Source organism: Gardnerella sp. C0684A1 (genome assembly GCF_055326835.1).
In genome coordinates this window covers 113362-135108 of the sequence record NZ_JBLTSX010000002.1, presented here as the reverse complement: position 1 = coordinate 135108, position 21747 = coordinate 113362, and the positions used below count along the sequence as shown (strand labels likewise).

Genomic DNA, 21747 nt, shown 5'->3' with positions numbered 1-21747 from the left:
TGCTTGAGTGCAAAATTTATACAGCTTCCTGTGTGGGAAACAGTAGTAACTGCTTGTATACTAGCGAAATAAAAGTCTGTGATCGAGATAGTTTTAATAAGGCTATCTCTTTTGACCATGTCACAGCACAATTTACTAACAGTTATAGGTCTAAAGATAATTTCATTTCGTCTACCTGTATTCCGATGGACTGTGATAACGATCATTCTGATGTTGGTAAAGACTGGGTGACGCCTTTTGATGTTGCTTTAGCGTTTCCGAACGTGTGCTTTTATGCGTCTTATAGTAGAAACCACATGAAAGACAAGCATGGGAAGTGTGCAAGACCACGTTTTCACGTGTATTTTCCAATTGAAGAAGTAAGCGATGCTAAAGCTTATGTAGAGCTTAAAACAAGGATTCAATCAGTATTCCCGTATTTTGACAGCAACGCTCTTGATGCGGCACGTTTCCTCTACGGTGTTAAAACTCCGCTGGTAGAACTTTACGAGGGTGAAAAAACAGTCGTTGATTTTCTCTCTGAAGAAGCTTTTGGTGAATTTGATGCAGAAACAGAAGAAATACCATCGGGGCAGAGAAACTCTAGGCTTAGTCATATTGCAGGAAAACTCATCAAACGTTATGGGGCGACAGATGAAGCACATGAGAAGTTTTTGAGTGAAGCAGAACGGTGCAATCCTCCTTTACCTGACGCAGAATTATCTAAAATCTGGTATTCGGCTAAAAAGTTCGGGCTTAAAGTAGCAAGTCAAGAAGGTTATATTCCGCCTAGCGAGTATGGCAAAAGCTATGAGGAGTATAAGCCGGATGATTTAACGGATATTGCGATGGCTGAGGTTTTTGCCAAACATAACAAGAATAAGGCTGTTTATACGATGTCTGCAGGCTGGCTTTACTGGACGGGAAAGAAGTGGGAAGCGTCTGAGCTTAAAGTTATGAAACTTTACATGCTTATTGCTAAAAAGGTTTTGAAAAATGCCGGTGTTGAGTTTAAGACAGCTTACGAACAGTTCATTCAAGCCGAATCATCAGGTGATAAAGAGCAGGCGGATAAAGCAAAGAGTGAAGTGAATCAGGCAAAACAGTATCTTTCGTTTGCTAAGAAAATGAATGATCACAGCAAAGTGTCCGGGATATTGAAACTTGCTAAATCCATGCTGGAAGTTGCAAACGAAGAACTGGACCGTGATGCTTTCATTCTAAACACGCCTTGCGGAATCGTGGATTTAAAGACAGGCATGCTAAAAGCACATGATCCGTGTTCGTACTGCACGAAAATGACCGCTGTTTGCCCTTCACAGGAGAACATGGGATTGTGGCAGACAACGCTTGATATGGTTACCGCAGGTGACAAAGAGTTTCAAACATTTCTTCAAAGCCATGCGGGTAGTACGCTTATAGGTCAAGTGTTTGAAGAATCGCTTTTGCTAGTGTACGGGTCAGGCGGTAACGGTAAGTCGACCGTGTTTAACGCGGAAGCACACGTGCTTGGAGATTATGCGGGGAAAATACCTGCAGAGTCTTTAACCACTCGGGCTAAAAACGTGAAAGTGGATTTAGCAGAGCTTTGCGGTAAAAGGTTTATTCTTGCCTCGGAAACCGAGGAAGGACAAAGGCTTTCTATTTCCATGCTAAAACAGATAGCAAGCGTGGATGATATTTCAGCTGAGAGGAAATATTATGCTCCTTTTACGTTTACACCAAGCCACTCAACTATTCTCTACACGAACCATCTTCCGAAGGTCGGTTCAAACGATAAGGGAACGTGGCGGAGAATCTTTGTCGCACCGTTTACGAAAGAAATCAAGAATCCGAAAACAGACTATGTTGATGAACTCTTGCGAAAAGCAGGTGGGGCAATACTTCAATGGATGATTGAAGGAGCCAAGATTTATATCCAAAACAGTTATAAATTCCCTACTTGTAAGGTGGTAGAGCAGGCTAAGGACGCTTATCGTGCTGAAAACGACTGGATAGGCCATTTCATTACTGATTATTGCATTAAGGGTGTGAATGAAACGGAGATGAGTAGGAGTCTTTACTTGTCTTACCGTCAGTGGGCAAACCTTAATGGTGAATATGTTAGAAACGATAGGGATTTTTCTAAGGCTTTACTGTTAGCAGGTTATAGCAAAAAACGGACGGGTAAAGGCTACCAGTGGTGTGGGCTTTCCATCAACCCGAATTTGCAGGCACAGGAGGATTTTCTTTGATGGAAAACACTGTAAAACTGAAAGATACTTCCTGAAAAATGTATAGGCGTGTAGGCAAATGTTTCGTATGGTAAAAACCGGGTTCAAAGAGAAAAGTTCTATAGGATTTTTTCATACACGAAAATAGGCGTTGCCTACACGCTACCATGCACGCTTTCAAGAAAGAAAAGCCTGATAAATAAGGTTTTTGTATTATAGTGTACCCTTTTTCTTTACTTTTTATATAAGAGAAAAAAATAAAAGAAATATAAGTATATATAGAGAAAAGTAAAAGATGGGTCTAAAGCATACATGGCTACACAAAGAACATTCGCCTGATGTAAACGGGCAAAACCAACGAATGAAACAACCCTATCCAATAAATGAAAAATAAGATTTGAGAAAGGTGGAATAAACCATGATTAACAAACAAGAGAGAACAGTAGAAACCTACAAGCAAGCAGGAGCAGCAATGCGACTGACTAAGAGTCTGATTAACCAATTAGTGGTTGATATCAGCCCGGTGCTTTTAGCGAAAGATCAAGACAGACTGTTAAAAGCCATGAACATGATTGATGAAGTATCTTCGCATGCTGAGGACAACATGTTCAAAGATCACCCACAGTTAAACAATCACTATATTGACGTGTTTTACGGCGATGTTTCTGATGAGCCGAGAAACGAAGTGGATAAGAAAATCATTGAGATGGCAAAAGAGGTATCTGATGGGCTTTTTACGAGAAAAGGAAACTGAGCGAAAACTCGTCCGTGATGTTAAAGCCGCTGGTGGCATGGCTATAAAGCTTACGAGTCCTTCCGTTGACGGGCTTCCCGACAGGCTGGTTTTACTTCATGGCGGCAAGATTGGTTTTGTGGAGCTTAAAGCACCAGGTAAAAAGCCTAGAGTTTTACAGGTGAAACGGATGAAAGATTTACAGGCTTTAGGTTTTAAGGTTTTCGTGGTTGATGACAAGAGTCAGATTGGAGGTGTGATTGATGCTATACGAGCCACATGAGTATCAAAAGTATGCGACTGATTTTATTATCACACACCCGGTTTCAGCGGTTTTGCTTGAAATGGGACTTGGTAAGAGTGTTATAAGTCTTACAGCGATTAACGACCTGATGCTTGACTCTTTTGATGTTGCCAGAACTCTTGTTATAGCTCCTCTTAGGGTTGCAAACACTACGTGGCCTTTAGAGTTAGAAAAGTGGGAGCATTTAAAACACCTGACTTATTCTGTGGTAACAGGCAGTGAGAAGGAGCGGATTCAAGCACTAAAAACGCCTGCTCACGTTTATATTATTAACCGTGAAAACGTGGAGTGGCTGATAATGAAAAGCGGCCTACCGTTTAATTTCGACATGGTTGTGATAGATGAGCTTTCAAGTTTTAAATCATATCAGGCGAAACGTTTTAAAGCATTACTGAAGGCTAGGCCGAAAGTTAAAAGGATTGTAGGTCTTACAGGAACTCCTTCTTCTAACGGGCTTATGGATTTGTGGGCTGAGTTTAGGCTGCTTGATATGGGTCAAAGGCTAGGCCGTTATATTACGTATTATCGGCAGAACTTTTTTAATCCTGATAAGCGTAACCAGCACATGATTTTTTCTTATAAGCCTAAAGATGGTGCTGAGAGTTTAATCTATAAGCAGATAGCTGATATTACGATTTCGATGAAGTCGAAAGACTATTTGAAAATGCCGGCGTGTGTGATAAACGAGGTGAAAGTAGAGTTATCCGGTAAGGAGCGAAAACTCTACGATGAGCTTAAAGCAGATATGGTGGTGTCGTTGGAGGGTAAAGAGATTGATGCGATTAACGCAGCGTCTCTTTCAAATAAGCTTCTTCAAATGGCAGGCGGCGCGGTTTATAACGAGAAAAAAGAAAGCGTTCATATTCATGATCGTAAGCTGGACGCGTTAGAGGATTTAATCGAGGCGGCTAACGGTAAACCGGTGCTTGTAGCTTACTGGTTTAAGCATGATCTTGAGCGGATTAAGAAACGTTTTAACGTGCGTGAGATTAAAACGAGTGCTGATATTGCTGACTGGAATGCCGGCATGATTCCTGTAGCGTTGATTCACCCGGCTTCTGCAGGTCATGGTCTTAACCTACAGGCTGGCGGCTCTACACTTATCTGGTTTTCCCTGACTTGGAGCTTGGAACTTTACCAGCAGACGAACGCTAGACTTAACCGTCAGGGTCAAACCAGCACGGTTGTAATCCATCACATCATCACTAAGAACACGATTGATGAGGATGTGATGAGGGCTTTAAGCATGAAGGCTAAAGTGCAGGATGCTTTAATCGAGTCGGTTAAAGCAAGACTATCAATTAACGAAGTGAGGGAAAGGGGTTCTAGAGAGAACTTACCTCAAAATGGAGGTAAGAATGAACAAAAAAGAATACTTACGGCAAGCCTATCTTCTTGATAAACGGATTAAAGCTGACATGGACGAGGTAGTAAGACTGCGTGAGCTTGCTACAAGTGTTTCTTCATTAAGATACGACCGAGAGTATGTGCAAACGACTCGAAGCGTGGAAGCTCCGTTTGTGAAAGCTCTTATAAGGGTTATGGATTTAGAAGCAAAGATTAACATGGAGATCACGATGCTTATCAGTTTGAAAGAGCAGATTTTGGACGTGATTTCTAAACTTGAAAGCGTGGATGAGCAGATGATTTTACGCTACCGTTACATGAGTAACATGACGTGGGAGGATATTGGTAAAGAACTCCATGCAGGTGTCAGAACAGTTATCAGATGGCATGGTAATGCGTTAGAGCATCTTGTTTTTCCTGAAAACCCTATTCGAATCTAAAAATTGAGAAAAGTTGGCATGCTTTGGCATGGTTTGGCATGAGATGGCACAGCCTTCTATATGGTATTATATAGTTAGCAAAAACTGTAAATACTAAGCCTTGGAAGAGTAATCTTTCAGGGCTTTTTTCATGCCCGAAGGGAGGATAAGTCTTGCCAAGAAAACCTAAAAGACCGTGTTCTTATCAAGGCTGTCCGAACCTAACTGACGGCAGGTTTTGTGAGGAACACTTAAAACAAGAGAACAGACGATACGAAAAATACGAGCGTCCTTATGATGCTCACAAGCGTTACGGCAGAGCATGGCAGAAAGTCAGAGACTCTTATGTGAGAGAGCATCCTTTCTGTGAGCTTTGCTTTAAGAACCATATGCTTGTGCCGGTAGAACAGGTTCATCATATTAAACCGATTGCTGAAGGCGGAACGCACGCTAGAGAGAATCTTATTTCTCTTTGTAAAAGCTGTCATTCTAAAATTCACGCTAAGCGTGGAGACCGCTGGCATAACAAATAAAAACCACCCCAGGGGGCGGTCAAAATCTCTAAAAACCTATTCCCTGGGGAACGGGCGCAGGGTCTCGCGTGCAAAAACAGCATATTCAAAAGGGCAATAGGCAAAATCAAACACGAAAATTCTTAATAGTTAAAACTCATGTGGAAAGGAGGCGGAAATTTTGCCTACAAAATCAAATAATATCGGCGGTCGTGGCGGCAGACGCGTAGGTGCCGGGCGGAAAAAGAAAGCGGTTGTTGAAAAAGCTAGTGAAGGAAACCCCGGTGGTAGGCCTTTAAGCGTTCTTGATATTCCGGAGCTTGAAGGTGCTGAAATGCCTCAGCCTCACGAGTTTTTATCCGCCACACAAAAAGACGGTACTCAGCTTCAGGCTAAAGAAATTTTTGAAGAAACATGGAAGTGGCTAAAAGACATTGGTGTTAGCAGTAAAGTGCCATCTCCTCTTATTGAACGGTATGCAATGAGCTGTGCTCGTTGGATTCAATGCGAAGAAGTAACCAGTAAACTCGGGTTTCTTTCCAAGCATCCAACCACGGGTAAACCGATACCATCGCCTTTTATCAATATTGGTATTAACTACATGAATCAGGCGGTCAGGCTTTGGAATGAGATTTTCCAAATTGTGAAAGAAAACTGTTCGACTGAGTTTGATGGTGTTTCACCTCAAAACGATTTAATGGAACGCCTGCTTATTACACGTAAAAACATATAAGGAGAAAAATTATGATAGAAAAAGTAAACCCGTCGCATGTTGACAAGATTGCTGATCGTATTGCCGGAGCAATTGTTGATCTGGCTTACAAGCTGGATGAGAATCCGAAGATTGCTGTTGAAGTGATGCTCGGGCATGGTAAGTGTGCCGTGTTTATTGAAAGCACGGTGATGTTTAAGTTTAAGGATATTAAAAATATTATCCACCGTTTAAGCCCTGGGAAAGTAAAGATTGATATTACGGTTGTGCCGCAGGATAAGCATTTAAGCCAAAACCAGAATGGCATGGTTCGCTGTGGTGATAACGGGATTTTTAAAGGCGTACCACTAACAGCTGAGCAGAAGAAGCTTTCTACTATTGCTCGAAAGGTTTATGAAAAGTATCCGTATGACGGCAAGTATGTTCTTGATGGTGAAAAGCTTATCATCTGCCAGTCTCACGCTAAACGAGAAGACTTATTGAAAGACTATCCGAGTGCGTTTGTTAATCCTTTAGGCGACTGGACGGGTGGTATCAGCGTGGATACGGGAGCGGTTAACCGAAAACTCGGGTCAGACATGGCAGATTCTGTTACGGGCGGCGGATTGCATGGTAAGGATCTTACGAAAGCTGACGTGTCGGTTAACATTTACGCGTTTTTGAAAGCGCAGGAAACCGGCCGTGTGGTTGAGTTTTCTTGCGCTATCGGGGATGAAATGGTTGATGGTAAACCGTATGCGCAGATTGTGAAAATTGCGAAAGATTACATTGACTCGGTGGGTGGTTTTGAAAAGCTGGCTTGCTGGGGTCTTTTCTAACGGGAGGAAAGCTTATGGAAAAAGAAATGCAGTATTATCTGGCTGACGTAAGTGAGCTGATCCCGTATGTGAGAAACGCTCGCACACACTCTGAGGCGCAAGTAGCTCAGATAGCGGCAAGTATTCGCGAGTTTGGTTTCCTCTCCCCAATTCTAGTAGCGGAAGATAATACGATTCTCGCAGGCCATGGCAGGCTTGCCGCGGCACTAAAACTGGGTCTTAAAAAAGTTCCGTGCGTGAAAGAAAACCATTTAACTGAAACACAAAAGCGTGCTTATATTATTGCGGATAATAAGCTTTCACTTAACGCCGGCTGGGATAGTGAGCTATTGGCTGTTGAGTTGTCGGAGCTTGAAGGGGCTGATTTTAATCTTGATCTTCTCGGGTTTGACGAGGCGGAGCTTTCCAGTATTTTTGATGCTGATAAAGACGTGAGTGATGATGATTTTGATGTTGAAAAAGAATTGGAAGAACCGTGTTTTTCTAAACCGGGTGACATTTGGACGCTTGGCAGGCATCGTGTTATTTGCGGTGATGCTACTAAGTTAGAAACATTTAAGACGCTTCTTGAGGATACTAAAGTGAATCTGGTGGTTACTGATCCGCCTTATAACGTGAACTATGAGGGTTCTGCTGGGAAAATTAAAAACGATAATATGGAGGATGATAAGTTTTACCAGTTTCTTTTCAACTCGTTCGTGAACATGGAGCAGGCGATGGCAGATGATGCGTCTATCTACGTGTTTCATGCTGACACGGAGGGTTTGAATTTTAGAAAAGCATTCCAGGACGCGGGGTTTTATCTTTCAGGTTGTTGTATTTGGAAGAAACCGTCTCTGGTGTTGGGTAGAAGCCCTTACCAGTGGCAGCATGAACCGTGTTTGTATGGGTGGAAGAAAAAAGGTAAACACAAGTGGTACGCGGGTAGGAAAGAAACTTCAGTTTGGGAGTTTGAAAAGTCTAAGAAAAACGCTGATCATCCAACCATGAAACCAATAGCTCTTTTAGCGTATCCGATTAAAAACTCGAGTATGACGAACTCGCTTGTGTTAGATCCGTTTGCTGGAAGTGGTAGCACGCTTATAGCCTGCGAGCAGACTGGTAGAATCTGCTACGCTATCGAGCTTGACGAGAAATATTGTGACGTGATTGTGAAACGTTATATTGAGCAGGTTGGAAATGATAAGAGTGTGAAAGTTTTAAGAGGCGGTAAAGAATACTCGTTTACTGAAGTATTTACTAACAAGTAAGACTCGTATTTTATATGAAAAATAGTTTGCGACCGCTTGCTAAAAACCTTCTTTAGAGTGATTTATATATGTACCCGAAAAAATCTAAAGGAGGAAAAATGGAATTAAAATACGGGTTAAAAGGAAAAGATAGGCAGCCGCTTATTAAAGCTATAGAGGATTCTACGGGAGTAAAGGCTGTTTACTTAAAAACTCCGAGTATGTCTTACAGGATAGGTGTTTTCAACATTAGTAAAGATGGTACGGTCACGTGTAGTAGTGAAGAGAACTTAGATGATTTAAAAAACATGTTAGACGCTGACTATGGTATAAGTCTTCCAGTCTGCGCGTGTGATGGTACGCAATGTTTTAGTGTTGAGTTTCCTAAAGATAAGGCTGATGTGGTAAAGCTTAGGAAAATTCTTGATAATAAGGGTGATCTTATTAAAAAAGCGTTAGGAGTGAACAGTCTTAATATTAAGGAAGAAGATGATAATCTTATTTTTCCTTGGTTTGAGCAGGCTAACCAACCAGGCTTGGCATCCTATGCGAAGTTTATAAACAGTCTTTGTAAAATGAGCGTGGAAATTAAACGCGTAAATAATAGTAAGCGTGAGACGGTTAACGATAAGTATGCTTTCAGATGTTTTCTTCTTAGACTCGGGTTTATAGGAGACGAGTTTAAACAAGACAGGAAAATTATGCTTTCCCGTTTAGAAGGATCCTGCGCTTTTAGAAACGGGGGTGAGCGTAATGCTGTATGCGAGTGAAGACCAGGCGTACGAGTTGAGTGAAGATTGTCCTACAGGTTCTTTGGTTGAAGAAATTCTTACGATTTTAGAGCAAGAGAACGAGGTTTTTGTAAAAGTATGTTTGACTGTAGTAGATGATTTTTGGGTGATGATTATTTCCGCATGATTTTAGAAACATTTTAACGGTTTTTAAGAGTAAAAAAATTAGCGAAAACTGGTGGGGAAACGTGTAAATACCCGGTGTTTCTTGGCTTAAAAGCTTGCTATTGCGCGCTTTTAGAGTGATATATAGTATCAGCAAAAACACGTGCGCAAAGGAGAAACCTGTGAAAAAAGAAATTTTACAAAACCTCGCAAACGAAGTTAAAACATGCAGACGCTACACGCTAAACGCAGTCAAAAAAGCTGAAGAAGGGAAAATTAGTTCGGCTATCAGCATGCTCGACATTGCGCAAACAGCAAAAACCTGCGCCAGTAAAGCTCACGAGGAGCTTTGGAAGGTAAGCGGAGGAAAACTAAACGATACGGAGTTTGAACTGTTTGCGGATGCTGAAACCTTGGACAAGGATATTCAAAAAGCTTATCAAGCGATTCAACAAGCAAGAAGCTAAAAGAAAGGGGGATAGTCAGCCATAGGGTTGGAAGGCTGGAGAAAAATCGTGGAATTATCCGCGATTTTTTCTCGTTTACGGCTTGCTATTATGCGCTTTTAGAGTGATATATAGTACTAACAAAAAACACAGAAAAAGGAGAAAAAATCATGTGGGAACAAGATACGCTTAAAGTTGAAGATCAGGTTGTAAGCTACAGTATGAAAGTTTTTGAAGAGCCAAGCGAATATGGGATTAACCAGGGAAGAATTTCCAAGCTTACTTTGAAAAACAATAACAAGGTTATCGCAAACTACGATAGAGGCTGGGATATGATGCCAACAAGCAAGCTTGCAAACGAGGCTTTAGAAATGATCCTTGACGCTAGAAACTAAAGAGTAAAAACTTTAAGTTTAGTTAAAAGTAGCAGGGCTTTTAAGGCCCTGTCTCTCGTAAAAAAGATAAGAAATGATGTGGACGCTGAAAGCGTCTTTTTTTATGCCTAAAGAAAGGAGGAGCTTAAGTTGCAAAAATACGAGGTTACTAAGTTTAAAAAAGAAGATTCAACCTATAATAAGGAGCTTGCGGATTATGCTGTAAGTTTTATCGAATGTTTAACACACACGAAAGGAACGTGGGCTGGTAAGCCTTTTAAGCTCCTTGACTGGCAGGAGCAGATTATCAGGGACTTGTTTGGCGTGGTGAAACCGAATGGTTACCGTCAGTTTAATACCGCGTATATTGAAATACCTAAGAAGATGGGTAAAAGTGAGCTTGCCGCGGCAGTGGCACTGCTTTTATGCTGTGGGGATAATGAGGAGCGTGCGGAAGTTTATGGTTGTGCGGCGGACCGTCAGCAGGCAACAATCGTGTTTGACGTGGCGGCGGACATGGTTAGAATGTGTCCGGCTCTTAATCGTAGGGTTAAAATTTTAGCTTCGCAAAAACGTATTATTTTCCTACCAACTAACAGTTTCTACCAGGTTTTATCGGCTGAAGCTTACTCTAAACACGGGTTTAACATTCACGGTGTCGTGTTTGATGAGCTTCACACGCAGCCAAACCGTAAACTGTTTGACGTGATGACTAAAGGCTCCGGGGATGCTCGCATGCAGCCACTATATTTTCTGATTACCACGGCTGGTACGGATACGCATTCTATCTGCTATGAGACGCATCAGAAAGCAGTGGATATTATCGAGGGTAGGAAAATTGATCCAACTTTTTACCCCGTGATTTATGGTGCAAAAGATTCGGATGATTGGACTGATCCTAAGGTGTGGAAGAAAGCTAATCCTTCTCTTGGGGTGACGGTTCAAATGGAGAAAGTTAAGGCTGCTTTCGAGTCAGCCCGCCAGAATCCTGGTGAAGAGAATGCTTTCCGTCAGCTTCGTCTTAACCAGTGGGTTAAACAGTCTATTCGTTGGATGCCGATGGAAAAATGGGATGCTTGCGGTTTTCAGGTGAATGAAGAAGAACTCGAGGGCAGGGTCTGCTATGGGGGTCTTGACCTTTCAAGCACCACTGATCTTACGGCTTTTTCGCTTGTGTTTCCGCCTTTAGATGAGTCGGATAAGTTTCGTATCCTACCTTATTTTTGGGTGCCTGAAGAAACCTTGAGTTTGCGCGTGAAACGGGACCACGTGCCGTATGACGTGTGGGAAAAACAAGGGTTTATTAAGACCACGGAAGGAAACGTTGTTCACTATGGGTTTATTGAAAAATTCATCGAAACTTTAGGTGAACGTTTCAATATTCGTGAGATTGCTTTCGACCGTTGGGGCGCGGTACAAATGGTGCAAAACCTTGAAAACATGGGGTTTACCGTGGTCCCGTTCGGACAGGGATTCAAGGATATGAGTCCGCCTACCAAGGAGCTTATGAAGCTTGTGCTCGAGCAGAAAATCGCACACGCAGGTCATCCGGTGCTTCGCTGGAACATGGACAACATTTTCATTCGCACTGATCCTGCAGGGAACATTAAGGCAGATAAGGAAAAATCAACCGAGAAAATAGACGGTGCTATCGCAACCATCATGGCACTTGACCGTGCTATCAGATGCGGTAACGCGAACACTCAAAGCGTGTATGACGCTCGAGGAATCCTATTCATGTAAAAGGGAGGGTCATGAGTATTTTTAGTAAAATTTTTAAGAGTAGAGATAAGCCGGAGAATCGTTTTAACTTGAATGCTCAAAGGTTTATTAGTGGCATGTCTTCTTCTGGTAAAAGGGTGAATGAGCGTTCAGCGATGCAGATGACGGCTGTCTACTCGTGTGTGCGTATTTTGTCTGAAGCGGTGGCGAGTCTGCCGCTTCACGTGTATGAGCGGACGAGTACGGGTACGGCTAAAGCGGTTAAACATCCTTTATATAAGGTGCTTCATGATGAGCCGAATCTTGAAATGACAAGCTTCGTGTTTAGAGAAACCTTGATGACGCATCTACTGTTATGGTGTAATGCTTACGCGCAGATTATTCGAAACGGTAAAGGCGAGGTTTTAGGCTTATACCCTTTAATGCCTGATCGTATGAGAGTTGACCGGGATGAGAATGGCCAAATTTTTTACGAGTATACGGTAAATGATAGTGATGTTTTAGCAGGTAAAGAAACGAGTGTGAAACTTAAACCCTTTGACGTGCTTCATATTCCCGGTCTTGGTTTTGACGGTCTTGTTGGCTATTCGCCTATTGCGATGGCAAAAAACGCTATCGGCATGGCGATAGCTACGGAAGAGTATGGTGCATCGTTTTTCGCTAACGGTGCTACACCAAGCGGCATCTTGGAATACCCCGGAACAGTAAAAGATCCGTCTGGTATGAGGGATAGTTGGAATAAGGGGTTCTCGGGTTCTAACTCGCATAAGATAGCGATTTTAGAGGAAGGCATGAAGTATACGCCTATTTCTATTTCGCCTAACGAAGCACAGTTTCTTGAAACTCGTAAGTTTCAGATTAACGAAATCGCTCGTATTTTCAGAGTCCCACCACACATGGTTGGTGATTTAGAAAAATCGAGTTTTTCTAATATTGAACAGCAGTCGCTGGAGTTTGTTAAATACACGCTGGATCCTTGGGTGGCACGGTTTGAACAGTCTATTACGAGACGGCTTTTTACTGATAAGGAGAAAGAAACCTATTATGTGAAGTTTAACGTGGATGGTCTTCTTCGAGGAGACTATCAGAGTCGTATGAATGGTTATGCTACCGCTCGTCAAAACGGTTGGATGAGCGCAAACGATATTAGACAGTTAGAAAACTTGGATAAGATTCCCTCAAGTGAGGGTGGCGACTTGTATTTGATTAACGGCAACATGCTCCCGCTTAACCGTGCAGGAGCGTTCACTGTAATTGGTAGAAATAAGTTAGGTGATTAAGATGAATTTGTGTCTTGATAATATCAATATAACATGTTATATTAATATTATTGTATTATAACTGTTTAGACAGTGAATGAATCATTTGGCAACGAAGACATAACGAATTATCTTAACGTTAAGCAAAAAATAGAATTTGATCTCTATGGATACTTAACTAAGATAATATCCTACACTATGAGAGTATACAACAAATTAAGAGTAGCAGAAAGGGTGGAATAATTTATGTGACATTATAAAAATCATAAAATGTACAAGAATAGTGATCATTCGAGATAAAAGCTGATTAATCTCAATCTTACTTAGTCAAAGATGTTGTTTTTAAGGAGGTGCTTACAAATGGTTAGAAAAAGAAAGATGTTATCAGCAATAACCACTTATGTAATGGTTGTTGGAATGTTGTTTTTCACATCCAATTCTGTTGCTTATGCGTATACTTTATCTAAACCAAAATCGTTTTATGATAGTATTTCATGGACATGGTTTTATAGCGATAAGGCTACGCCAGCATATAATTGTCTAGGATTTGCAACTGGTAGTATGACGTACGAATGGCCTAGTGACTTTGGTGATGCTGCTACTAAAGCGCAATTGGATAATTATCTGGCAAAGAAAGGTTATAGACCTTATAAATATGATCCATTTATTCTAGCGTATGGTCATTCTCCTGATAAAATTGTTCATTTTGCAAAGGTTACTGGTCTTAAGTGGTGCCGTGCTAAATGGGGACAATTGGAGCTGTTTAACCATGGTAGTCATGATCCTTATTACCCTAATTCTGTTTATGGTTCTTTGCAACACAAATACACTGCGAATTAGAATTCTAGGAGGTGTAATACTATGTCTAAAAAAAAGATGTATATTTCGCTAGGAACTTTACTTTTATTGGTTCTATTTGTATTTACTGGAATTTTTATTATTGGAAACAAGCCAACATCAAAGAATAGTGGGAATATAGCTCATAAATTGATGCCAGTAAACGTAGCTTATGCTGAAACGTTAGATGATATAAAGGGATCCATGAATAAGTTGATGGTGGAATTAGAAACTGAGATGAAGACTAATCCACAAGTTGCTATGCAGGCACATCCAGGAAAGTTTATTAGGAATTCTAAAAACTATCAAAGAATATTGAAACTGGGGCTGAAGGCAATTAAACCTCTTTACGATGCTATTTATGATAGTAGAGATGCTGGATGCTATGAGTATATTCTAGCTATGGCTATTGAAGACATAACTGGTGAAAAGTTTGTTTACAATTCTGACTATGGTTGGAAAAATTCGTTAGAGTTTAGGATGGCTTATGACGAAAAAGTAAACAATACAAGGTTTAATGTTGAAAGAATCAGTAATAATGAAACTTTGAATGATCATGACCGAACTCAGAAATTTAAGGAATTAGGGATTTTTGCAGTTTCTGATTTAATTAAAGAGTATAGGAAAAGCGATTCCAAAGTTTCTAAACCATCGATATTAGAAGCTGTTAAAGGAATTACTAGTAAATATAAAGAACTTGCAATAACGGAAAGAACTCCAACTGAGAGTATTCTAGATGAAACACAATTATTTGATTCTCTAGTTTCCTTAAATGGAAAAGCATACAAGTAAGGTGGATTATCTAACTGTAAAGCTAGTTCTTTAGGTATTATATGAGTGTTATACAAACATGAAGCGACCAAGAAAATCTTGGTCGCTTCCTTATATAAGAAAGGAGGAAAAAGGTAATGAGGAAGTTTTGGCAGTGGAAAAACCAAAAGGAAAACAATGAGACTAATGAGAATAATGAGATTTTTGAGAGAACGCTGTTTCTTAACGGTACGATTGCTGAAGAATCATGGTTTGATGATGATATTACACCACAACTTTTTAAAGACGAGTTAAACGCTGGTAGTGGAAATATTACCGTGTGGATTAACTCGCCTGGCGGCGATTGTGTGGCTGCGGCACAAATCTATAACATGCTCATGGATTACAAGGGTTGTGTGACGGTAAAGATTGACGGGATTGCTGCGTCAGCGGCATCGGTTATTGCGATGGCTGGCACAAAGGTTTATATGAGCCCGGTGTCAATGCTTATGATTCATAATCCTATGACTGTTGCTTTTGGCAACAGAAGCGAAATGGAAAAAGCAATATCAATGCTTGATGAGGTAAAAGAGTCCATTATTAACGCTTACGAGATTAAAACAGGGCTTAACCGTGTGAAACTGTCGCATTTAATGGATTCGGAAACATGGATGGATGCTAACAAGGCGGTAGAACTCGGGTTCGCGGACGGTGTTTTAACTAGAGGTGAAACCGCTGATATTGGCATACCACAGGTTTCAACATTGTATTCGAAATTAAGCGTGCAAAACACGTTATTGGAAAAAATATGTAAAGCCTGCCGGATAAGCGGTAAGGAAACAAACAATATTAGTGCAGACGATCTTATGGATCGTCTTTTTTTAATCAAAAATTGGAGGTAAACATGATGAACAGTATTTCAAACATGGTTGAGAAACGTAATAAGGCTTGGCAGGGTGCGAAAGCTTTCCTTGAGTCTAAACGTGACAAGGACGGGCTTATTTCAGAAGAAGACGCGAAAACTTACGATGAGATGGAAGCGAAAGTGAAAGCTTACAGTATGGAAATTGATCGCTTGGAGCAGATGGAAAAAATGGATAAGGAGCTTTCAAAACCAACATCCGAGGCGATTGTTGCAAAACCTATGAAAACAGGTGTGAACCTTGAAAAACAAGGTCGTGCGCGTGACGAGTATAAGCAGGCAATGCTTACAGCTCTTAGAAGTAATTTTAAACGAGTCGATAACGTGTTGCAGGAAGGCGTGGACGCTGACGGCGGGTATCTTGTGCCGGAAGAATACGATAATCGTCTGATTGAAACGTTGAAAGAAGAAAACATCATTCGCTCTCTTGCTACCACGATTACTACTAGTGGAGAGCATAAGATTAATATTGCGATGAGTGATCCTGCAGCAGCTTGGATTGAAGAAGGCGCAAGCCTTAACTTTGGGGATTCCAAGTTCGCGCAAATCCTGCTTGACGCTCATAAGCTTCACGTTGCGGTAAAAGTTACTGAAGAACTCTTGCATGATAATGCGTTTAATCTCGAGAATCATATTCTTACATCCTTCGGCATGGCGCTGGCTAACGCTGAGGAAGACGCTTTTCTTAACGGGGATGGTGTTGGAAAACCAACTGGTATTTTCAACAAGAAAGACGGCGGCACGTTCCTTAAAGAAACTACCAGTATTAAAACTGATGATCTGATTGATCTTATTCACGCTTTGAGGCGACCATACCGTAAAAACGCGAGTTTTATTATGAACGATAAAACAGTCGCGAGCATACGAAAACTTAAAGACAATAACGGCGCGTACGTTTGGCAGCCTTCATACCAGGATGATGAGCCGAACAGGATTCTCGGATACCCGGTATACACGTCTGCTTACGCGCCTGAAAACATGGTAGCTTTTGGCGACTACTCGTACTACAACATTGGCGACCGTGGTTCACGCTCGTTTAAAGAGCTTACCGAGCTTTTCGCTGGAAACGGCATGATAGGTTTCGTCGCTAAAGAGCGTGTAGACGGCAAACTCGTGCTTAAAGAAGCAGTACAGATTCTGCCTGTTAAAACAAGCGCGGCAGCTTAAAAGACGGCTAAAAGTTAAGGAGGGGTGTTGATGATAGTTACAGTCGAGGAAGCAAAAAACTATCTTAGGGTGGATAGTAAAGAAGATGATGAGCTTATCAACACCCTTATTCATTCTGCTGAAAAACTCTGCCAGGGAGTAGCTCGTAAAAACGATACTAGTTTGATTAGTGAAAACTTTGACGAGTATCGGCTCGCAGTCTTATACGCTACAGGCTACTTGTATGAGCATCGGGAAGAAGCAGACCATCACGCGCTAACTCTCACCTTACGTTCGATGCTTTTTACTGTTAGAAAAACGGGTTTTTAAATGAGAATAAGTTTATTAAACGAGCGTATTACGCTGCTTAAAAACAGTGTTGAAATTGATGAGGTTGGTAACCATAAGATTAAGTGGAGTAAATATTACGAGTGTTACGCTACGGTAAGTGCTGAAAGTCCCATAGAAGAGACTTCGGCGGGAAACGTGTGGGATGAGTCAAAAATAGATTTTACTATCCGCTATTCGAAAGAAACAGCCGTAGTCTCATCTCTTGGTTACAGGATTGTTTTCCGTGATACGGTTTACGAGATTTTAGGTGTTGACCACATGAATTATAAGAAGAAAAGCCTGAAACTTCACTGTAAGAGGTGTAAAAAGTGAGCAAAGTAAGTATTGGCAGCCTCTCTAAAGAAGTTATTAGAGAGCTTAAAACTTACGCGAAAGTTACAACCGGGAAAGTAAAAGAAGCAGTAAAAAACGCTGGTAAAACAGCAAAAGAAGAAATTAACATGACAGCTCCTAAACGAACTGGAGCGTATGCGAAAAGTTGGGCTGTTAAAACATTAAACGAAACAGGCAGCAGACTAGTTCTCGTAGTGCATTCTAGAAACAAGTATCAGCTTACACACTTGTTAGAGTACGGGCATGCTAAACGAGGCGGCGGACGCGTGGAAGCAAGAGCACACATTGCTGAGGCTGAAAGTAAAGCAGTACGAAGTTTTGAAAAAGAAATAGAGGAGGCGGTTAAAAATGGGTAATCTTTTAGAAATCATGAGGGAGATAGGTTTTCCTTTCGCCTACCACCATTTTGCTGAAGGAGAATCCCCTAATCCGCCTTTCCTCCTGTTTCTTACGCCTGCGAGCAGTAATTTTGCGGCAGACGGGAAAACGTATTTTAAAGCAAACGAAGTTCATATTGAACTATACGCAGACTATAAGAACCCCGTGCTGGAAGAACAAGTTGAAGCCGTGCTTGATAGGCACGGCATTTTTTATAACAAAACAGAAGCGTTCATAGAGTCGGAAAAGCTTTATGAAACACTCTACATTTTTGAAATGGAGGTAACAATAAATGGGAAACAAGGTTAAATACAATCTTAAAAACGTGTACGCGGCAAAACTTAAAAAAGATTCGAGTGGTTTCTCCTACGATGAGCCTAAGCCGATTCCGGGGGCGGTGAGTATAAGCCTTGAGGCTGAGGGTGAATCCTCACCGTTTTACGCTGACGGGATTGTTTACTTCAGGTCGACTGCTAACAACGGTTACAGTGGCGACTTGGAAATGGCTCTTATACCTGAATGGTTTAGAACGGAAATATTAAAAGAAAAACTTGATAAAAACGGTGTGCTGGTTGAAAACGCGAAGATTAGCGAAACAGAAAAATTCGCGCTCCTGTTTGAGTTTGATGGTGACGTGAACGCGATCAGACACGTTTTATATAACTGTTCAGCAACACGACCGTCTATCGAGTCAGAAACTAAGGAAGACACTATAGAACCGGGTACTGAAACTTTATCGCTTACGGCTGATCCTAGAGAAGATGGTTTGGTGAAATCCCGTAGCGGTGACACTACTTCAAAAGAAACCTATGAGAAATGGTATAAGAGCGTGTACGTTCCGCAAGTTAACACGGAAATCAAATAAGTTTTAAAGGGGTAAACGTGTTAGAAAAAACAGTAAAAGTAAATGGTAAAGACGTGAAGTTTCGTTCTTCCGCTACTATTCCAAGATTGTATCGTATTAAATTCAAGCGTGATATTTTCAAAGACCTGTCAAAATTAGAGCAGTCTTTCAAAATCAACGAGGGTGTTTTTGAAATATCGGATCTTGAAATTTTTGAAAACGTGGCTTATATCATGGCTTATCACGCGGATAATAGTATTCCAGCGAGTATTGATGAGTGGCTTGACGAGTTTGAAATGTTTTCTATCTACGAGATTCTTCCTGAAATTCTAGAACTTTGGGGAGCAAACTTGGAAACTGAAGTAAAATCTAAAAAAAATTTAAAGCAACAACACGGCAAATGACAACCGCGTTGTTTCTTCTTAGATGCACCGAAATTGGGATTAGTATTTGCGAACTGGATCTTTTAACCATCGGCATGATTTTAGACATGTGGACGGAGAAAGCAAACGATAGTGTGAAATACGATAAGCTCGCAAGCCAAACAGAATTTGATAGGTTCTAGACGAGAACCAAACATTCTCACATTGCGGTATTAAACAGAAAATCTGAATTTTTTCACGCGTAAATTAAGAGTCAAAGGAGGTGAAGTTATGGTAAACAGGATTAAAGGTATTACTGTTGAAATTGGTGGGGATACTACAGGCTTAGATAAGTCTTTACAACAGGTGAATTCGACTATTCGCTCAACCGAGCAGTCGCTTCGTGATGTTAATAGGCTTTTGAAACTTGATCCGACAAGCACGCAGCTTCTAAGCCAAAAGCAGGCTTTTTTGCAGAAAGAAATCCAAGAAACGTCTAATAAGCTTAACGTTTTGAAACAGGCGGATAAGCAGGCTAAAGTACAGTTGGAAAACGGGGAGCTTGGTAGAGACAAGTATGATGCGTTGCAGCGTGAGATTGTTGAAACAGAAAATAATCTTGATAGTTTAAAAGAAAAATTAAAACAGGTAGGTAGTGTTAGTTTAACCAAGCTTAGTAGCCAGTTTGATAGTACGAGCAAAAAGATAAAGAAACTAGGAGATGGTATGTCATCTCTTGGTCAAAGTTTAAGCACGAAAGTTACGCTGCCGATTGCTGCTATTGGTACTGCTGGTTTTACTGCTGCAGCAGACTTACAGGATGCTATGGGTGCGACAGAGCAGATTTACGGTAAGTCTGCTAACAGAATGCTTAAATGGTCAGGAAGTTTGAAATCCTATTATGGTATTGCTCAAGGTCAAGCTTTAGAGTATGCGAATACTATGGGCGCGATGTTGAAAAATATTGGTGGGAAAAGTGATGCTGAAGCAGCCGAGATGAGTCAGAAGCTGGTTGCTCTTGCAGGCGACTTGTCTGCTATGTTTGGTGGCACAACCGAGTCTGCTGTTCTTGCTTTAACAGGCGCGCTTAAAGGTAATAATGCGATGCTTGACAATTATGGTATGGGTGTTAACGAGGCGACTATTAAAGCTAAAGCTCTTGCCATGGGTTTGCATGATGGTAGAGGCGCGATGAGCTTGCAAGCGAAACAGGCTGCTACTTTGGCTCTTATTATGGAGCAGACTGCTGACGCTCAAGGGCAGGCTGGGCGTGAAGCTGCGGGCGCTTCGGGTTCTATGAAGATTCTAAAAACAGAGTTGCAGAATATTGCTGCGACTATTGGTAATGTTTTACTTCCCGTCATAACACCATTAATGCAGAAAATTTCAGCATGGCTTTCTAAATTTAAACAGCTTTCTCCAGAAAGCCAAAAACTTATAGTGACACTTGGGCTGATTGCTGCGGCAGTCGGCCCTTTTTTAGTGGTTCTTGGAACGTGTATTTCTAAAATAGGTGTTGCTATACAAGGGTTTTCTAAACTAGCTTTGTTTATAGGTAAAATGTTCGCAAGTTTTACTTCCGGCTCTAGTATTCTTGAAGGGTTAGGCGCTGTTTTAGGTGGAGTATCCGCGCCAATACTCGCGGTTGTTGCGGTTATTGGTGTTCTGGTAGCAGCTTTTGTAACCTTATGGAACACTAACGAAGAGTTTAGAAACAGTGTTATTGCTGTTTGGGAGAAAATTAAGGAAACTTTCACCGGTTTTGTTAATGGTGTTAAAGAAAAACTGTCAAGCCTTGGTATTGATTTCACGAGTATTGTTGAAGGGCTTAAAACAGTGTGGAATGGTTTGTGTGCTATTCTAGCTCCACTGTTTGAAGGCGCTTTAAATTTAAGTTTTACTAGTTTCAAAACCGTTCTTGATTTAATCACAGGCGTTTTAGACGTTTTTATAGGATTGTTCACCGGTAACTGGTCTCAGCTTTGGAATGGTGTAAAAGAAATTTTTACCGCTGTTTGGAACGCGGTTAAAAACACGTTCATGACAGTATTTAACACGTTAAAAAACGTTTTTAACGTGTTTTTGTCTTTCTTTGGCACTAGTTGGAACAAACTGTGGTCGAGTGTGAAAAACTTTTTCATGAATGTTTGGAATAGTATCGTATCGTTTTTCACTAACGTTTTAAACGGTATTAAAAACACGGCAACAAGTGTTTGGAATGGTATTAAAACTGCGATCATGAGCGTGGTAAACGGTATTAAAACAAGCATTTCAACAGTGTTTAATTCAGTAGCAAACATGGTTAAGTCTGTGTTTAACGGTATTAAAAACACGGTTGTGTCAGTTTGGAATGGTATTAAAAACGCTATCATCACTCCGATTGAAGCGGCGAAAAACAAGGTTAAAGCAGTAATCGACGCTATAACAGGGTTTTTCTCTAACATAAAACTTAGTCTTCCTCATATTAAACTGCCGCATTTTAGTATTAAAGGACAATTCTCTCTTACGCCACCGTCTGTACCGTATCTTGCTATCGACTGGTATAAGAAAGCAATGAACAAGCCAATGCTGTTAAACGGGGCGACTATTTTCGGTGAGAAAAACGGGCGTATGCTTGGCGGCGGTGAAAAAGGTCCCGAAGTGATCATGGGGCTTGATACTTTGCAGAATATGAGCGCGGGAGCGAACACGCAAATGCTTAATGTTATGAACCAGATTCTAGCGATTATGGACGCGTATTTCCCACAGTTTTCCAACCAGAGTATTGTGCTCGACACTGGCGAACTAGTAGGTGGTATCGCGCACAGGATGGACAGTGAGCTTTTCAAGCTTCAAACAAGAAAAGCAAGGGGGTGGTAAAA

General features: G+C 41.1%; 26 protein-coding genes. All 26 read left to right on the top strand.

From position 1 onward, the window contains the following. The first annotated feature begins 185 nt into the window (after nt 1–185). Nucleotides 186–2213, top strand: a complete 2028-nt coding sequence (locus tag ACNEUN_RS02285) for a phage/plasmid primase, P4 family (protein WP_463630552.1) — start codon at nt 186–188, stop codon at nt 2211–2213. 397 nt (nt 2214–2610) lie between these two features. Then, entirely contained in the window at nt 2611–2946 is a 336-nt protein-coding gene (locus ACNEUN_RS02280) for a hypothetical protein (RefSeq protein WP_112928558.1), read from the top strand. Further along, nucleotides 2918–3208 carry a VRR-NUC domain-containing protein gene (locus ACNEUN_RS02275; RefSeq protein WP_421776706.1) on the top strand — a complete coding sequence of 97 codons (291 nt, stop codon included), beginning with the start codon at nt 2918–2920 and terminating at the stop codon, nt 3206–3208. The genes ACNEUN_RS02280 and ACNEUN_RS02275 overlap by 29 nt, the downstream gene beginning before the upstream one ends. Further along, a complete protein-coding gene (locus ACNEUN_RS02270; protein ID WP_463630549.1) occupies nt 3189–4628 on the top strand; it encodes an SNF2-related protein in 1440 nt (479 codons plus the stop codon). The genes ACNEUN_RS02275 and ACNEUN_RS02270 overlap by 20 nt, the downstream gene beginning before the upstream one ends. Further along, the gene (locus ACNEUN_RS02265; protein ID WP_018645368.1) at nt 4588–5016 is read left to right on the top strand and encodes an RNA polymerase sigma factor sigma-70 region 4 domain-containing protein; all 429 of its coding nucleotides are present in this window, start codon (nt 4588–4590) and stop codon (nt 5014–5016) included. Before ACNEUN_RS02270 ends, ACNEUN_RS02265 begins: the two co-directional genes overlap by 41 nt. Before the next feature lie 152 nt (nt 5017–5168). Continuing rightward, nucleotides 5169–5528, top strand: a complete 360-nt coding sequence (locus ACNEUN_RS02260) for an HNH endonuclease (protein WP_103084955.1) — start codon at nt 5169–5171, stop codon at nt 5526–5528. A gap of 160 nt (nt 5529–5688) precedes the next feature. Next, nucleotides 5689–6240, top strand: coding sequence for a P27 family phage terminase small subunit (locus ACNEUN_RS02255; protein ID WP_116712582.1), 552 nt, complete (start codon nt 5689–5691; stop codon nt 6238–6240). 11 nt (nt 6241–6251) lie between these two features. Continuing rightward, on the top strand, nt 6252–7037 hold the full coding sequence (locus tag ACNEUN_RS02250; protein ID WP_463630546.1) for an S-adenosylmethionine synthetase N-terminal domain-containing protein: 786 nt from the start codon (nt 6252–6254) through the stop codon (nt 7035–7037). Between the two features lie 14 nt (nt 7038–7051). Then, nucleotides 7052–8287: a site-specific DNA-methyltransferase gene (locus tag ACNEUN_RS02245; RefSeq protein WP_463630545.1), complete on the top strand. Its 1236-nt coding sequence runs from the start codon at nt 7052–7054 to the stop codon at nt 8285–8287. Nucleotides 8288–8385: 98 nt separating this feature from the next. Continuing rightward, nucleotides 8386–9036, top strand: a complete 651-nt coding sequence (locus tag ACNEUN_RS02240; protein ID WP_463630543.1) for a virulence protein — start codon at nt 8386–8388, stop codon at nt 9034–9036. Next, on the top strand, nt 9020–9184 hold the full coding sequence (locus ACNEUN_RS02235) for a hypothetical protein (RefSeq protein WP_463630541.1): 165 nt from the start codon (nt 9020–9022) through the stop codon (nt 9182–9184). Before ACNEUN_RS02240 ends, ACNEUN_RS02235 begins: the two co-directional genes overlap by 17 nt. Nucleotides 9185–9344: 160 nt before the next feature. Beyond that, complete coding sequence (locus ACNEUN_RS02230) at nt 9345–9629, top strand: transcriptional regulator (protein WP_192382078.1); 285 nt, start codon at nt 9345–9347, stop codon at nt 9627–9629. A gap of 149 nt (nt 9630–9778) precedes the next feature. Beyond that, on the top strand, nt 9779–10003 hold the full coding sequence (locus ACNEUN_RS02225; protein ID WP_075523004.1) for a DUF7678 domain-containing protein: 225 nt from the start codon (nt 9779–9781) through the stop codon (nt 10001–10003). Between the two features lie 129 nt (nt 10004–10132). Next, nucleotides 10133–11725, top strand: a complete 1593-nt coding sequence (locus tag ACNEUN_RS02220) for a terminase large subunit (RefSeq protein ID WP_463630539.1) — start codon at nt 10133–10135, stop codon at nt 11723–11725. A gap of 11 nt (nt 11726–11736) precedes the next feature. Next, nucleotides 11737–12984 carry a phage portal protein gene (locus ACNEUN_RS02215; protein WP_463630538.1) on the top strand — a complete coding sequence of 416 codons (1248 nt, stop codon included), beginning with the start codon at nt 11737–11739 and terminating at the stop codon, nt 12982–12984. Nucleotides 12985–13323: 339 nt separating this feature from the next. After that, nucleotides 13324–13803: a DUF7689 domain-containing protein gene (locus ACNEUN_RS02210; protein ID WP_463630536.1), complete on the top strand. Its 480-nt coding sequence runs from the start codon at nt 13324–13326 to the stop codon at nt 13801–13803. Between the two features lie 21 nt (nt 13804–13824). After that, nucleotides 13825–14592, top strand: coding sequence for a hypothetical protein (locus ACNEUN_RS02205; RefSeq protein WP_463630534.1), 768 nt, complete (start codon nt 13825–13827; stop codon nt 14590–14592). A gap of 116 nt (nt 14593–14708) precedes the next feature. After that, nucleotides 14709–15452, top strand: a complete 744-nt coding sequence (locus ACNEUN_RS02200) for a head maturation protease, ClpP-related (RefSeq protein ID WP_016815964.1) — start codon at nt 14709–14711, stop codon at nt 15450–15452. 2 nt (nt 15453–15454) lie between these two features. Beyond that, complete coding sequence (locus ACNEUN_RS02195; RefSeq protein ID WP_463630532.1) at nt 15455–16639, top strand: phage major capsid protein; 1185 nt, start codon at nt 15455–15457, stop codon at nt 16637–16639. Nucleotides 16640–16669: 30 nt separating this feature from the next. Continuing rightward, complete coding sequence (locus ACNEUN_RS02190) at nt 16670–16948, top strand: head-tail connector protein (RefSeq protein WP_016815967.1); 279 nt, start codon at nt 16670–16672, stop codon at nt 16946–16948. Continuing rightward, nucleotides 16949–17281, top strand: coding sequence for a phage head closure protein (locus ACNEUN_RS02185; protein ID WP_463630530.1), 333 nt, complete (start codon nt 16949–16951; stop codon nt 17279–17281). After that, the gene (locus tag ACNEUN_RS02180; protein ID WP_004104983.1) at nt 17278–17658 is read left to right on the top strand and encodes an HK97 gp10 family phage protein; all 381 of its coding nucleotides are present in this window, start codon (nt 17278–17280) and stop codon (nt 17656–17658) included. Before ACNEUN_RS02185 ends, ACNEUN_RS02180 begins: the two co-directional genes overlap by 4 nt. Further along, entirely contained in the window at nt 17651–17989 is a 339-nt protein-coding gene (locus ACNEUN_RS02175) for a hypothetical protein (RefSeq protein WP_421785749.1), read from the top strand. The genes ACNEUN_RS02180 and ACNEUN_RS02175 overlap by 8 nt, the downstream gene beginning before the upstream one ends. Beyond that, the gene (locus tag ACNEUN_RS02170; RefSeq protein WP_463630527.1) at nt 17973–18545 is read left to right on the top strand and encodes a major tail protein; all 573 of its coding nucleotides are present in this window, start codon (nt 17973–17975) and stop codon (nt 18543–18545) included. The genes ACNEUN_RS02175 and ACNEUN_RS02170 overlap by 17 nt, the downstream gene beginning before the upstream one ends. Before the next feature lie 17 nt (nt 18546–18562). Beyond that, a complete protein-coding gene (locus tag ACNEUN_RS02165; RefSeq protein ID WP_004104969.1) occupies nt 18563–18928 on the top strand; it encodes a hypothetical protein in 366 nt (121 codons plus the stop codon). A gap of 249 nt (nt 18929–19177) precedes the next feature. Continuing rightward, a complete protein-coding gene (locus ACNEUN_RS02160) occupies nt 19178–21745 on the top strand; it encodes a hypothetical protein (protein WP_463630525.1) in 2568 nt (855 codons plus the stop codon). Nucleotides 21746–21747 lie beyond the last annotated feature (2 nt).

Coding starts and splice junctions, on each gene's coding strand:
- ACNEUN_RS02285 (WP_463630552.1), top strand. CDS start 186: ATGGACTGTGATAACGATCATTCTGATGTTGGTAAAGACTGGGTGACG.
- ACNEUN_RS02280 (WP_112928558.1), top strand. CDS start 2,611: ATGATTAACAAACAAGAGAGAACAGTAGAAACCTACAAGCAAGCAGGA.
- ACNEUN_RS02275 (WP_421776706.1), top strand. CDS start 2,918: ATGGGCTTTTTACGAGAAAAGGAAACTGAGCGAAAACTCGTCCGTGAT.
- ACNEUN_RS02270 (WP_463630549.1), top strand. CDS start 3,189: ATGCTATACGAGCCACATGAGTATCAAAAGTATGCGACTGATTTTATT.
- ACNEUN_RS02265 (WP_018645368.1), top strand. CDS start 4,588: ATGAACAAAAAAGAATACTTACGGCAAGCCTATCTTCTTGATAAACGG.
- ACNEUN_RS02250 (WP_463630546.1), top strand. CDS start 6,252: ATGATAGAAAAAGTAAACCCGTCGCATGTTGACAAGATTGCTGATCGT.
- ACNEUN_RS02245 (WP_463630545.1), top strand. CDS start 7,052: ATGGAAAAAGAAATGCAGTATTATCTGGCTGACGTAAGTGAGCTGATC.
- ACNEUN_RS02240 (WP_463630543.1), top strand. CDS start 8,386: ATGGAATTAAAATACGGGTTAAAAGGAAAAGATAGGCAGCCGCTTATT.
- ACNEUN_RS02235 (WP_463630541.1), top strand. CDS start 9,020: ATGCTGTATGCGAGTGAAGACCAGGCGTACGAGTTGAGTGAAGATTGT.
- ACNEUN_RS02225 (WP_075523004.1), top strand. CDS start 9,779: ATGTGGGAACAAGATACGCTTAAAGTTGAAGATCAGGTTGTAAGCTAC.
- ACNEUN_RS02215 (WP_463630538.1), top strand. CDS start 11,737: ATGAGTATTTTTAGTAAAATTTTTAAGAGTAGAGATAAGCCGGAGAAT.
- ACNEUN_RS02210 (WP_463630536.1), top strand. CDS start 13,324: ATGGTTAGAAAAAGAAAGATGTTATCAGCAATAACCACTTATGTAATG.
- ACNEUN_RS02205 (WP_463630534.1), top strand. CDS start 13,825: ATGTCTAAAAAAAAGATGTATATTTCGCTAGGAACTTTACTTTTATTG.
- ACNEUN_RS02200 (WP_016815964.1), top strand. CDS start 14,709: ATGAGGAAGTTTTGGCAGTGGAAAAACCAAAAGGAAAACAATGAGACT.
- ACNEUN_RS02195 (WP_463630532.1), top strand. CDS start 15,455: ATGATGAACAGTATTTCAAACATGGTTGAGAAACGTAATAAGGCTTGG.
- ACNEUN_RS02190 (WP_016815967.1), top strand. CDS start 16,670: ATGATAGTTACAGTCGAGGAAGCAAAAAACTATCTTAGGGTGGATAGT.
- ACNEUN_RS02185 (WP_463630530.1), top strand. CDS start 16,949: ATGAGAATAAGTTTATTAAACGAGCGTATTACGCTGCTTAAAAACAGT.
- ACNEUN_RS02175 (WP_421785749.1), top strand. CDS start 17,651: ATGGGTAATCTTTTAGAAATCATGAGGGAGATAGGTTTTCCTTTCGCC.
- ACNEUN_RS02170 (WP_463630527.1), top strand. CDS start 17,973: ATGGGAAACAAGGTTAAATACAATCTTAAAAACGTGTACGCGGCAAAA.
- ACNEUN_RS02160 (WP_463630525.1), top strand. CDS start 19,178: ATGGTAAACAGGATTAAAGGTATTACTGTTGAAATTGGTGGGGATACT.